The sequence below is a fragment of the Actinocrinis sp. genome (assembly GCF_035946395.1).
Lineage (GTDB): Bacteria > Actinomycetota > Actinomycetes > Streptomycetales > Catenulisporaceae > Actinocrinis.
Window position 1 is genome coordinate 1 of sequence record NZ_DASYZI010000326.1, and the last position, 12301, is coordinate 12301.

The 12301-nt window shown below is 71.2% G+C and carries 11 protein-coding genes; 2 read left to right on the forward strand and 9 right to left on the reverse strand.

Translation table 11 applies throughout. The annotated features are described in order from the left end of the window. From VGS97_RS20480 to VGS97_RS20490, 3 genes are all read right to left on the reverse strand, one after another. Positions 1–2038, reverse strand: a 2038-nt coding sequence (locus VGS97_RS20480; protein WP_326855214.1) for an ABC transporter ATP-binding protein, incomplete at its 3' end; no start/stop codon positions are given. 66 nt (positions 2039–2104) lie between these two features. Beyond that, on the reverse strand, positions 2105–2764 hold the full coding sequence (locus VGS97_RS20485) for a response regulator transcription factor (RefSeq protein ID WP_326855215.1): 660 nt from the start codon (positions 2762–2764) through the stop codon (positions 2105–2107). Positions 2765–2771: 7 nt separating this feature from the next. Next, positions 2772–3983 (reverse strand): PspC domain-containing protein, encoded by a 1212-nt coding sequence (locus VGS97_RS20490; protein ID WP_326855216.1) that lies wholly within the window; start codon positions 3981–3983, stop codon positions 2772–2774. A gap of 148 nt (positions 3984–4131) precedes the next feature. On the opposite strand from VGS97_RS20490, the gene VGS97_RS20495 reads away from it, so the two are divergent. Both VGS97_RS20495 and VGS97_RS20500 read left to right on the forward strand, forming a co-directional pair. After that, positions 4132–5436 carry a PspC domain-containing protein gene (locus VGS97_RS20495; RefSeq protein ID WP_326855217.1) on the forward strand — a complete coding sequence of 435 codons (1305 nt, stop codon included), beginning with the start codon at positions 4132–4134 and terminating at the stop codon, positions 5434–5436. Next, complete coding sequence (locus VGS97_RS20500; protein WP_326855218.1) at positions 5426–5689, forward strand: hypothetical protein; 264 nt, start codon at positions 5426–5428, stop codon at positions 5687–5689. Before VGS97_RS20495 ends, VGS97_RS20500 begins: the two co-directional genes overlap by 11 nt. A 25-nt stretch (positions 5690–5714) precedes the next feature. Here the strand turns inward: VGS97_RS20500 and VGS97_RS20505 are convergent, their stop codons facing one another. From VGS97_RS20505 to VGS97_RS20530, 6 genes are all read right to left on the reverse strand, one after another. Then, positions 5715–6953, reverse strand: coding sequence for a hypothetical protein (locus VGS97_RS20505; RefSeq protein ID WP_326855219.1), 1239 nt, complete (start codon positions 6951–6953; stop codon positions 5715–5717). 134 nt (positions 6954–7087) lie between these two features. Further along, on the reverse strand, positions 7088–8677 hold the full coding sequence (gene guaA, locus VGS97_RS20510; protein WP_326855220.1) for a glutamine-hydrolyzing GMP synthase: 1590 nt from the start codon (positions 8675–8677) through the stop codon (positions 7088–7090). A 299-nt stretch (positions 8678–8976) separates the two neighbouring features. Further along, positions 8977–9240, reverse strand: coding sequence for a chorismate mutase (locus tag VGS97_RS20515; RefSeq protein ID WP_326855221.1), 264 nt, complete (start codon positions 9238–9240; stop codon positions 8977–8979). Positions 9241–9512: 272 nt separating this feature from the next. Next, positions 9513–9791 carry a WXG100 family type VII secretion target gene (locus VGS97_RS20520; RefSeq protein WP_326855222.1) on the reverse strand — a complete coding sequence of 93 codons (279 nt, stop codon included), beginning with the start codon at positions 9789–9791 and terminating at the stop codon, positions 9513–9515. 97 nt (positions 9792–9888) lie between these two features. Further along, complete coding sequence (locus VGS97_RS20525) at positions 9889–10200, reverse strand: WXG100 family type VII secretion target (protein ID WP_326855223.1); 312 nt, start codon at positions 10198–10200, stop codon at positions 9889–9891. 279 nt (positions 10201–10479) lie between these two features. After that, a complete protein-coding gene (locus tag VGS97_RS20530; protein ID WP_326855224.1) occupies positions 10480–12132 on the reverse strand; it encodes a succinic semialdehyde dehydrogenase in 1653 nt (550 codons plus the stop codon). Between the last annotated feature and the right edge of the window lie 169 nt (positions 12133–12301).

Genomic DNA, 12301 nt, shown 5'->3' on the forward strand with positions numbered 1-12301 from the left:
CCTTCGAGCGGTCCCAGAGCGCGGGCGTGACACCGTTGGGTGCCGAACCATTGGGCACCGAACCGTCGACGGCCTTCCCGTTGAGGGCGTTGAGAGCTTTCCCGTTGGCGATGCTGCCGTTGACCGCACTGACATTGACTACACCGCCGTTAACTGCACTGCTGTTAACCGCACCGCCGTTGACTACACCGCCATTGACTGCGCCGTGATCCTCGACACTGCCCAGTTCGCCCGCGTCCACGCCTTCCGCGTCGTCCCCCGGGCCGGACAGCAGCAGCCGATAGAGCGGGCAGCGCTCCTCCAGTTGTGCCGCCGTGCCGACGTCCACGAGGTGCCCCTCGTCCAGCACCGCGATGCGGTCGGCCAGTTGGAGCGTGGAGCGGCGGTGCGCGATCAGGATCGTGGTGCGCCCGGCCATCACCCGGCGCAGCGTCGCGTGGATCTCGGCCTCGGTCGCCGCGTCGATCGCCGAGGTGGCGTCGTCGAGCAGCAGGATGCGCGGGTCGGTGAGCAGCGCGCGGGCCAGGGCGACCCGCTGGCGCTGGCCGCCGGAGAGGGTCAGGCCCTGCTCGCCGACGACCGTGTCATAACCCTGCGGCAGCTCCTCGATGAACCGGTCCGCCTCCGCCGCCCGCGCCGCGGCGCGGATCTGCTCCTCGGTGGCGTCCGGGCGGCCGTAGCCGATGTTCGCGCGCACCGAGTCGGAGAACAGGAACGCGTCCTCCATGACCAGGCCGATGGACGCGCGCACCGAGTCCGTCGTCACCTCGCGCAGGTCGTGCCCGCCGATCCGCACCGTGCCGGACTGCGGATCGTAGAAGCGCGGCAGCAGCATCGCCACGGTGGACTTGCCGGAACCGGCCGAGCCGACCAGCGCCAGCGTCTCCCCGGCGCGCACGTCGAGCGTCAGACCCTTGAGCACCGGCCGAGAGGGCACGTAACCGAAGGTCACGCTGTCGAAGACGACGTCCGCCGCGCCGTCCTCGCGTGTGTCCGGCAAAGGGAGTGCGTCCGCGCGATCAGCGATCAGCGGCTTGGAGTCGATGACCTCGAAGACGCGCACCGCGCTGGCCCGCACCTGCTGCCCGAAGGTCAGCAAGGTGGACAGCGCCCGCACCGGACCGGCGAACTGCGTGAGATAGGAGGCGAAGGCGAGGAACGTGCCGAGGGTGATCTCGCCGCGCAGCGCCAGCCAGCCGCCGAAGGCGAGCACGCCGAGCTGGCCGAGGGTCGGGATGGCGCCGAGCGTCGGGTTGTACCTGGCGGTCATCCGCACCGAGCGCAGCCGGGCCGCGAACAGGGTGCGGGCGGCCCGCTCCAGCTTCGCCACCTCCTGGCGCTCCTGCCCGAAGCCCTTGACCACGCGCACCCCGGTGACCGCGGACTCGACCACGCCGGCCAGCGCGCCGGTCTTCTGCTGGGCGTCCCAGGTCGCCGGGAACAGCTTGCGGCGGGCCAGCGTGGTGACCACGGCCAGGCCGGGGCCGACCGCCAGCCCGATCAGGGTCAGCAGCGGGGAGAGCACGAGCATCGCGACCAGCGCGCTGAAGAACATCAGCAGCATGCCGCCCAGCATCGGGGTCATGCCGAGCAGTTGCGCGACCATGTTGATGTCGGAGGAGGAGCGCGAGACGATCTGCCCGGTCTCCAGCTTGTCCTGGCCCTGCCCGTCGAGCTGGGTCAGCGCGTCGAAGACGTCGGTGCGCAGGTCGTTCTGCACCTCGATGCCGATCCGCCCGCCCGCATACCGGCGGGTGCGCGAGACGACCAAGTTAAGCAGCGCGACGCCGACCAGCGCGACGGCCCACGGCAGCAGCGGCGCGGAGTGCCGCAGGATGACGTCGTCGATCACGGTGCGCTGGATCAGCGGCACGACGACGCCGATCCCGGTGATCGCCAGCGAGGCGGCCGTCGCGATCACGACCAGCCGCTTGTACCGCCAGGTGTAGCCGAGCAGCCGGCGCAGCCAGCGCTCGCCGCCGTCCTCGGCGCTCCCGGCGTTCGCCGTGCTCCCGTCCTCGCCCCTGTTCGCCGTCACCAGACCCCCATCGTCTCGGCAAGCTGGCGACCATTATATATGAGAAAGACTCACTAATTTACTGGTTCAGACGAGCCTTCGCGCGGTCGCCCAGCGCGAGAGCTCGTGCCGGTTGGACAGCTGGAGCTTGCGCAGCACCGAGGAGACGTGGCTCTCCACCGTCTTGACCGAGATGACCAGTTCGCGGGCGATCTCCTTGTAGGCATACCCGCGCGCGATCAGGCGCAGCACCTCGCGCTCGCGCGCGGTGAGCCGGTCGAGCTCTTCGTCGACCGGCGCGGCGGACCCGGAGAACGCGTCGAGCACGAAGCCGGCCAGCCGCGGCGAGAAGACGGCGTCACCGTCCGCGACCCGGCGTACCGCGTCCACTAACTCGGCGCCGGTGATCGACTTGGTGACGTAGCCGCGGGCCCCTGCTCGTATCACCCCGATGACGTCCTCGGCGGCGTCCGACACCGACAGGGCCAGGAAACGCACCTCCGGCGCGCGGGCCACGCACTGCTTGAGCACCTCGACACCGCCGCCGCCCGGCAGGTGCACGTCGAGCAGCACCACCTGCGGCCGGGTGGCCAGGATGACCGCGACGGCCCGCGGCGCGTCGTCGGCCTCCCCGACGACCTCGACCGCGGAGCCGGCCACCTCGTCCAGTTCCGCACGCACACCGGTGCGGAACATCCGATGATCGTCCACCAGGACCAAGCGGATCGGGACACCAGGTTCAGTCACAGCGCGCTCAGTCACGGCGCCACTCTATGCGTACCTCGGTACCCTCACCGGGCGCGGTTCGAATGCTCGCCTGGCCGCCGTGACGCTTCATCCGGCCGATGATCGACTCGCGGATGCCCATACGATCCGCCGCGACCGTGTCCAGGTCGAAGCCGGGCCCGCGATCGCGCACGTACACCTCGGCGCTCTGCGTGCGCCCGCCCCGCACCTCAACCTCCGTATAAACGGTGATCGGCGCGCCCTTCGCGTACTTCGCCGCGTTCACCGCCGCCTCTCTCGTCGCGGCCACGCACGCGCGAAGGCCGTCGTCCAATGGCGCGTCGCCGACCGTGACCACCTCGATCTGCACGCCGTGCCGGTCCTCCACCTGCGCCACCGCGGCCTTCACCGCCTGCGTGAAGCTCTCCGGCGCGGCTTGGCTGCCCGGCCGTGGCCCGCCGTCGTAGAGCCAGGCGCGCAGTTCCCGCTCCTGTGCCCGGGCCAGCCGCGCCACTTCGGCCGGCTCGGCGCTGCTGCGCTGGATCAGGGTCAGCGTGTGCAGGACGGAGTCGTGCATCAGCGCCGCGACCTCCGCGCGCTCCTGCGAGCGGATCCGCTCGGACCGCTCGGCCGACAGGTCGCGCAGGACCCGCAGCAGGAACGGCAGCGCGATCAGCAGCACCCCGGCGAGCAGCGCGAGCGCGGCCAGCAGGACCCGGCCGGTGCGGGCCCACGGCGACCCGCCGGAAACCAGCACCGTGATGCCGCCGAGCACCACGGCCGAGCCGACCAGCGTGCGGGCCAGCGCCGCAGGGCCGCTGCGGCGCGCGGGAAACCAGCGGGCACGTTGCTCGTCGTCCGCTTGGCGCCACAGCACCGCGAGGCCGATCACCACGGCGGTCACCGGCAGCAGGACGCGCCACGTCCCGGGAGTGTCCACGCGGTCGACCCCGATCACCAGGATCGCCTCCACGGCCAGCACCACCAGCACGGCCGCGCGGGCACCGGAGCGCGGGGCGGAGCGTTCGGCGGGTGGCACCCGCCCGAGCGGAGCGAGCAGCCAGAACGCTGCATACGCGACGACTCCGGCGCCGTCGACCAGGGTGAGCAGCACGAAAGCGAGCCGCAGCAGCCATACATCCACGCCCAGGTGAAGTGACAGCCCCCGGCCGACACCACCGAGCAGCCGCCCCTGCGCGGAGCGGTACAGGCGGCGCGTCCCCTCGGGCAGCGGCGGCATCACAGCGGCATCACATCAGCCATGCTCACACGGCCGGCCGGGTGCGTACATCGGGGTTCACCCCGAGTCCGTCTCGGGGGCGAAGTTCGGGGTCGGATCCTGGGGTCGCCCGATGGCGGCGGCCGCGCGGCACGGCAGGCTGGTACCCATGAGCGAACAAGAGAACGCGGGGCCACGTGGGCTGTGGGAGGGGCAGGGGCCCGGGCCGGGACCGGAGCAGGGGCCGGTTCCGACACGTCCGCCGCTGCGCCGGGACGGCCGTTCCAGGATGATCGCCGGAGTCTGCGGCGGCCTGGGCCGGCACTTGGACATCGATCCGGTGGTCTTCCGGATCCTGTTCGCGCTGCTGACCTTCTTCGGCGGCTTCGGGCTGCTGGCCTACGCCGCCGCGTGGCTGTTCGTGCCGGACGAGGGCCAGAGCGAGTCCGAGGCGCGAAAGCTGCTGAGCGGACGCAGCGAGGTCACCGCCGTCGCGGTGGCGGTGCTCGCGGCGCTGGGCTTCATGGTGATGGTCACGGTGCTCGGGCAGGGCTTCGGGCGGGCGATTCCCCTGCTGCTGCTGGCCGCCGCGATCGTCGCGGTGCTGCTGTGGCTCGGCGAGCGCGAGCGGGGAGCGCAGGGACAGGGCCAGGCACAGTTCACCGGCAGGTTCTGGGGGCCGGCCGGCGCGCAGCAGCCGCGGCCGTGGTGGCAGCGTCCGGTGGCAGCGCCGCCGGCGCCGGGGACCGGGGCCGACCCGGCGGGCACAAACGCGGGCGAGCCGCAGGACGCCGTGGGCGCATTCAGCACGCCTCAGCCCACCGAGCCAGGCTCGTCCGGCCCTGCCGCGGGGCCGGGCCCGCGCAGGAAGCCGCGTCGGGTCAACGGCCTGACTCTGTCGGCGGCGCTGCTCGCCCTGGGCGTGGTCGGGGTGCTCGCCGAGGCGGGCGCCATCAGCATCGGCTGGACGGCGGGGCTGGCCCTGGCCGTCATGGCGGTTGGGGCGGGGATGATCGTCGGCGGACTGTTCGGAAGGGCGCGGGCGCTGATCCCGCTGGGTCTGGTGCTGGTCGTGCCGCTGATTCTGGCCAGCGCGATCAATGTGCCGCTGCGCGGCGAGACGGGCGACACGACGTGGACACCGGTCTCGGCGGCCGTTCTCGCCTCGTCGTACGACCTGGCCGCAGGACGCGGCGAACTCGACCTGTCGGCGATCGATCCCGGGGGCGGCACGGTGCACGTCACCGCGTACGTCGGCGTCGGCCAGCTGATCGTGACCGTGCCCTACGACGTGGCGCTCCAAGCCACCTTGCACGTGGGTGCCGGGCATATGCAGTTCGTCAACGGCGAGCGGAACTCCGGGCTCGACGTTACCCGTGTCTTCAGCTCCTCCGCCGAAGGCACCGCGAAGGGAACCATCATGCTCGACCTCAAGGCGGGCCTGGGAGACGTGGAGGTGCAGCGTGTCCACTGAACCGAACCAGGGGCCGAACCGGCAGCCGGATCAGGGGCCGGACCGCGACCCGGTGTCGATCGGATCGGGGATCGTCTTCTTCCTGATCGGCGGCGCCTATCTGCTGGCCTCCGGCGGCCACCTGGCCGTCAACGCCGGATGGACGCTCTCGCTGCTGGTGCTCGGCCTCGGGCTGTCCGGCGTGGTGGGCGCCGTGCTGCGTGCCCGGCGCGACCGCGCCAACCGCGGCGACCGGTACAACACGGACTGGTAGAGCGCGGTCCGCATCGGACCGTCCGTCAGACCTCGTCGGCGAGGATGTCCAGCGGGTAGTCGGTGGTCTCCAGCCCGGACGCGGTGACCACGCGGACGGTCCACGGTCCGGGCTCGGCCTCATACGGGACGGGGACGGTCACCGAGGTGTCGGTCGGATTGGTGAAGCCGCCCCCGGTGTCCGGCACCAGCGGGACGTGGATGTGGATCGGGCCCAGCTTGACCACTATGCGGGCCAGCTGGTCCGGCGCCGACGCGGCGGGCGGCACGAAGCCGAGTCCGCGGATCTCGATCTCGTCGCCCTGCCGGATCGGCCCGTCCGGCTCGCCGGGAGCGCGGACCCGCACGACCGAGACCAGCACGGGCCGGCGCACCTCGGCCAGCTTGACGCCGAGGTACAGCGCGGCCGCGCCGAGCGCCACGATCACCACCGCGTCCGGCAGCCGGGGCAGATCGTAGGGGCTCTTCGCCAGGCCGACCACCAGGAACAGCACCGCGACCAGGTTCACCGGCAGCCAGACGGCCGCCGCCAGCGAGCCGAGGCCGGTGTCCTCGACCAGCAGGTCGCGCAGCTGCGAACGCTGGCCGGGCAGGTAGGGCGTGGCCCGCCGGCGCATCCGCGCCGCGCTCACCAGGCCGCCGACCGCGGCGACGACGACCGGCGTGGCCAGCAGCGCGAGATACTCCCAGTGCGGATGCGATATCGCCGCCCCGACGTCGGCCCGCTGCTCGGGGGAACCGGCCGCGACGTCTTCGACGCCGAAGTAGACGAAGGCGGTGAAGAGCGTGGCCGCCCACAGGACGGACAGCGTGCGCGGCAGCGAGAGCCGTCCGTCCACCCCGACCAGGAAGCAGAGCACGCCGCCGATGTCCGCGTGCACCAGGCTCATCAGGCTGAACAGCCCGGCGAAAGCCAGGAAGGCCACCGGCGAGGCGGTGCGCGGCATGGTCCAGCCGGCCGAGAGCGGCAGCGTGGCCAGGTCGACCACGAGCACCGCGGCCACCAGCCACCAGGCCGCGCGCATCACCTGCCTGCCGACCAGGGCGATCCACGCGGCGTTCTCCTCGCGGGCGACCACGGCCAGCCGCCCGGCCCGGCGGGTCAACTCGTCGGAGACCCACTGCCGGGCACCGGTGTCCGAGTGCGCGAGCGCGCCGGGCAACCCGTCGCCGTTCGCGAACTCACGGCAGCGTTCGACGAACTGAGCCAGCTCACGGTCGTAGTCCCGCCGGATCGAGCTGTGGCCCTCGGGTCCGTCAGCCACGCCCGCGCCCTCCCTCACTCGCGTAATCGGCAGCTATTGAGCTAATCGGCAGCAAGCTCGGAGCGTACACCGGCGGCAGCACGCCCCGTGCGGGGACCGGCCCATTCCCACACGGGCGGGTCACTCCCGCTCGGTCACTCCCACTCGATGGTGCCCGGCGGCTTGGAGGTCACGTCGAGCACGACCCGGTTCACGTCGTGCACCTCGTTGGTGATCCGGGTGGAGATCCGTGCCAGCACGTCGTAGGGCAGCCGGGTCCAGTCCGCGGTCATCGCGTCCTCGGACGACACGGGCCGCAGCACGATCGGGTGCCCGTACGTGCGCCCGTCGCCCTGCACGCCCACCGAGCGCACGTCCGCGAGCAGCACCACCGGGCACTGCCAGATCTCGCGGTCGAGCCCCGCCTTCGTCAGCTCCTCGCGGGCGATCGCGTCGGCTTCGCGCAGCAGGTCAAGCCGCTGCTCGGTGACCTCGCCGACGATCCGGATGCCCAGGCCGGGACCGGGGAAGGGCTGGCGCCACACGAGCTCGGCGGGCAGGCCGAGCTCCTCGCCGACCCGGCGCACCTCGTCCTTGAACAGCTTGCGCAGCGGCTCGACGAGTTCGAATTCGAGGTCGTCCGGCAGCCCGCCGACGTTGTGGTGCGACTTGATGTTCGCGGTGCCGGAGCCGCCGCCGGACTCGACCACGTCGGGGTAGAGCGTGCCCTGCACCAGAGACCAGTCCGCCAGGGCCGAACCGCCCGGGTCCCCCGCATGCACACTCCCGGCGACGATCTCGGCCTGCGCCTGCTCGAAGACTCGGATGAACTCCCGGCCGATGATCTTGCGCTTCTCCTCCGGGTCGACCACCCCGGCCAGCGCGTCGAGGAAACGGCGCCTGGCGTCCACCACCTTCAGCGCGACCCCGGTGGCCGCGACGAAGTCCTTCTCGACCTGCTCCGCCTCGCCCTTGCGCAGCAGCCCGTGGTCGACGAAGACGCAGGTGAGCCGGTGCCCGATGGCCCGCTGCACCAGCGCCGCCGCGACCGCCGAGTCCACCCCGCCGGACAGGCCGCAGATCGCCCGGCGCTCGCCGACCCGGGTGCGGATCGACTCGATCGCCTCCTCCACGATGTTGACCATCGTCCAGCTCGGGGTTATCCCGGCGCCGCGGTAGAGGAAGTTCTCCAGCACCTTCTGGCCGTGCGCGGTGTGCAGCACCTCGGGGTGGTGCTGTACGCCGTACAGCCGCCGGACGTCGTCTTCGAAGGCTGCCACCGGGGTCGAGGCGGTGCGGGCACTGACCCGGAAGCCCTCCGGCGCGGCGGACACGGCGTCGCCGTGCGACATCCACACCGACTGCGCGGCGGGCGTGCCGGCGAAGAGCGTGGAGGCGGGTTCCGCGACGGCCAGGTCGGTGCCGCCGTACTCGCGCGTCCCGGTGTGCTCGACCACGCCGCCGAGCGCCAGCGCCATGGCCTGGAAGCCGTAGCAGATGCCGAGCGTCGGCACCCCGGCGCGGAAGAGCTCGGCACCGACGTGCGGCGCGCCCTCGGCGTACACCGAGGACGGGCCGCCGGAGAGGATGACCGCGGCGGGCCGCCGGGCCAGCAGCTCGGCGACCGGCGTGTCGTGCGGCACGATCTCGCTGTAGACCCGCGCCTCGCGGACCCGGCGCGCGATGAGCTGGGCGTACTGGGCGCCGAAGTCGACGACGAGAACCAGCGGGGAAGTGGAGTCCATAATGCCGACCAGTCTAAGGCGTGCCCCGGACAGGCCCCACAATGTGGCAACACAGGAACATAAACACACTTACATAGCCCTCCGCCGACCGGGAGCCTTCGCGGCCGACCTGACCGGGCCGCGCCGAGTGCGGACGGCCGCGAAGACCGGGAATGGAGAACGCTGACGCTGCCGGCTGTCCCCTGCCGGCGGATCCGCGCCGGGGCGAGGTCCCACAGCCGCGGCCCGGTCGTCGCTTCCCGGTCCGGGCCGATCGCCTCGGTCCATCCGCTATGGACAACGACTGATCCGACGTCCGGTTACGCCCGCCCGCGGCCGAGTTCCAGCAGCGCCATCGCGATCGCCGTGCCCGGCCGGCCGAGCGCATCGCTGTAGCGGGCGATGATCTCGCTCTCCCGGCGCAGGTCCACCCGGCGGCCGCCGTCGGCGAGCCTGGCCGCCTGGATCTGCTTGGAGACGTCGATCCGGCGCTGCACGAGTTCGGTGATCCGGGCGTCGAGCGCGTCGATCCGCTCGCGTCCGGACAGCACGCCGTCCGCGCCGTCCGTGTCGATTGCAGCCATGAGCGGTCCTTCCTGGTCGGCACCGCGACAACGCGATACACGTGGCGGAAGGCGCCGCGTTCGGCAGAACCCGCTGCGGACGCGATGGCGCCCCGGACCCTGCCGGTCCGGGGCGCCATTCGTGGTCTTGGCGGCTGTAGTCAGCGCGCGACCGCTCGGCCTACCGGACCTGCCGGAAAGCCATAGCTAAATCGCCGCGACCGAAGCACGCGGCAACCTTAGCACTCCGCCCGCAGCAGCCATCGGGGTACCGCAGAACCCGCTGAACCCGCTCAGCCCCAAGCGCTGGTGTTGGCCTGTTCGGTCTGCTGGTAGGAGCTGTGCGTCTCCTCCAGCACCCGGCCGATGGCCTGGAGCACCTGGCCGAGGTCCTGCTGCGCCTGGTTCCACTGCTGCTGCTTCTGCTGGTACTGCTCGGAGGCCGAACCAGTCCACTCGGCCACCATCGGCGCGAGGAAGCTGTGCAGGTCGTCCAGCTTCTGCGTCAGGTTCTGGTAGGTACGCTGCACGTTCTGCGAGGCCTGCGCGATCGTCTCGAAAGTGACGAGCACCTGACCCGAGTATCCACTCATCTCTAGCTACTCCCCTCGAAAGTCGAAGACCCGCCGCACGGCGGGACGAAGCGATGTGGCGGCAACGCCGCGCGGCTCAGCCGAGCCCCGACAGAATGTTGCTGATCTGCGAGTGGTTCGCTTCTTCGACCTGCGTGTAGTTCTTGTTCGTCGAGTCCAGCATCTCGGCGATCCCCTGCAGGGCGCTGGTCAGCTTGGCGGCGTCCTCGTTCCAACGCACCATCAGCTGCTGGAAGGCCGACGCGGCCGCGCCCTTCCACGAGGCGGCCACCGGGTCCAGATTGCCCTGGAGCGCCCGCAGCTCACCGCTTATCTCGTCGCTGACCTGCTGGACCTGCTGCGCCGCCTTCTGCATCGTGGTGGCGTCTGTGTTGAAGGATCCGGCCATGTTCACCATCCCCGTCGTTCCGGAAAACCTGTTAGGACAACTGTGCGGTCGTCAGATCCACCATTCCCGCGCTCCCCCAAGCCGAGGCCCTCACAGAGGTGACGGTCGGTGCCATCTGCGCCTACACGGTACTGGTACCGATACGGTGGCCGAAAGCGAGGTCGCGGACATTACCAAGTCTTTACCGCGAAAAGGGTTCACCGCACCCCGGCCGTTGCTCTACGCCGTGCTCGACCCTGTGCTCGACACCGTGCTTTGCGCCGTGCTCGGCGCCGGCACTTACTTCAGGCGCAACCGCTTGAGCGTCCGCAGCAGGACGGAGATCAGTTTGGTGAACCTCTCCGGGCCCATGCCGAACCACGGCGCGGTCGGCAGCATCGTCTGCTGGGCGACGGTCTGCAACTCGGTGTAGCGCCAGATACCCTCAGCGCCGTTGCGGCGGCCGACCCCGGAGTCACCCATCCCGCCGATGGCCGCGCCTACGGACCCGAACGCGGCTCCGTAGGCCTCGTTGATGTTGACCATCCCGGTGTGCATACGCAGCGCTATCTCCCGGGCCCGCTTGCTGTCGCGGCTCCACACCGAGGCGTTGAGGCCATACGGCGTGTCGTTGGCCGCGTCGATCACCTCGGCCTCGTTGCGGAACCCGTAGATCGACACCACCGGCCCGAAGGTCTCCTCGGCGTAGACGGTCATCGAGGGGGTCACCCCGGACAGGATGGTGGGCTCGTAGAACAGCGAGCCCACGTCGGGGCGGCGCCGGCCGCCGGACAGCACCTTGGCGCCCTTGGCCCGCGCGTCCTCCACGTGCAGCGTCACCGTCTCAAGCTGCTTGGTCGAGGCGAGCGAGCCGATTTCGGCGGAGTAGTCGAGGCCGCCGCCGAGCCGCAGCGCCTTGGCCTCGGTGACGAAGCGTTCGACGAACTGGTCGTGCAGCGAGTAGTGCACGTACAGCCGCTCGATGGAGACGCACAGCTGCCCGGCGGAGGAGAAGCAGCCGCGCAGGGCGCCCTGCACCGCCTTCTCCACGTCGGCGTCGTCGAACACGATCATCGCGTTCTTGCCGCCGAGTTCCAGCGAGCAGCCGACCAGCCGCCCCGCGGCCTGCTGCGCGACCTGGCGCCCGGTCCGGGTCGAGCCGGTGAAGGCCACGTAGTCGGCATGGTCCACCACGGCGGGGCCGGTGATCGGGCCCTCGCCGGTGACGATCTGCCAGACGTCCTCCGGCAACCCGGCGCGGATGGCGAACTGCCGCGTGTAGAGCGCGGTCAGCGCCGTGGCGTTGTCCGGCTTGTGCACCACGGCGTTCCCGGCGACCAGTGCCGGAGCGATGTCCATGATCACGATCGCCAGTGGATAGTTCCACGGCGTGATCAGCCCGACGACTCCCTTGGGGTGCCGCACCTCGGCGACCTTCGTCAGCATCGGGTAGAAGCCGGGCTTGCGCCGCGGCTTGAGATACCCGGCGGCGGCGGCCGCGTAGTGCCGCAGCGCCGCCGACGCACCGGCCAGTTCCTCATAGGCGCTGAGCCGAGACTTGCCGGTCTCGATCTGGATCAGATTGAGCAGGTGCGGCTCGTTGTCGAACAAAAGATCGTGCAGGCGGCGCAGCACCTCGGCCCGCTCGCCGACCGGCCGCGCGGCCCAAGCCGGCTGCGTGGCGCGCGCCTTCTGGAAAGCGTGCCGCACGTCGCCGGGCCCCGATTGCGGCAGCTCGACGATGACCTCGCCGGTCAGCGGCGCGTGTATCGACGCGGTCCCGGCCGCCGACCCGACCACGATCCCCTCGACCAGCCGCGCGACGAACTCCCGCGGCAGGTGCGGCCGTATCGAGGCCAGCCGCGCGCCGTTCCCGCCCTGCCCGCCCGAGGCCGAACCACCCGGGCCTGCTGGGGTGGGGCCAGCCTGCGGAGTCGCGCTGCTCGTCGTCATAGCGCAAAGCCTAGAGCCGTACCATCCCCGAATCCAGACCAGGTTACCCGTAAGTAGTCGAACCGATCACTGTGGTGACCGGGCCGATCACCGTACGAATCAGCCGGCGCATCGCAGCCGGAACCGGCCAGCTGAAACTGGCCAGCACCCGCCAACCCGGCCGGCCCTG

What these genes read in the sequence shown, in the direction of transcription:
- VGS97_RS20490 (WP_326855216.1), bottom strand. Translation starts at nt 3,983, where the DNA reads ATGCCGCCGCTGCCCGAGGGGACGCGCCGCCTGTACCGCTCCGCGCAG.
- VGS97_RS20495 (WP_326855217.1), top strand. Translation starts at nt 4,132, where the DNA reads ATGAGCGAACAAGAGAACGCGGGGCCACGTGGGCTGTGGGAGGGGCAG.
- guaA (WP_326855220.1), bottom strand. Translation starts at nt 8,677, where the DNA reads ATGGACTCCACTTCCCCGCTGGTTCTCGTCGTCGACTTCGGCGCCCAG.
- VGS97_RS20515 (WP_326855221.1), bottom strand. Translation starts at nt 9,240, where the DNA reads ATGGCTGCAATCGACACGGACGGCGCGGACGGCGTGCTGTCCGGACGC.
- VGS97_RS20525 (WP_326855223.1), bottom strand. Translation starts at nt 10,200, where the DNA reads ATGGCCGGATCCTTCAACACAGACGCCACCACGATGCAGAAGGCGGCG.
- VGS97_RS20530 (WP_326855224.1), bottom strand. Translation starts at nt 12,132, where the DNA reads ATGACGACGAGCAGCGCGACTCCGCAGGCTGGCCCCACCCCAGCAGGC.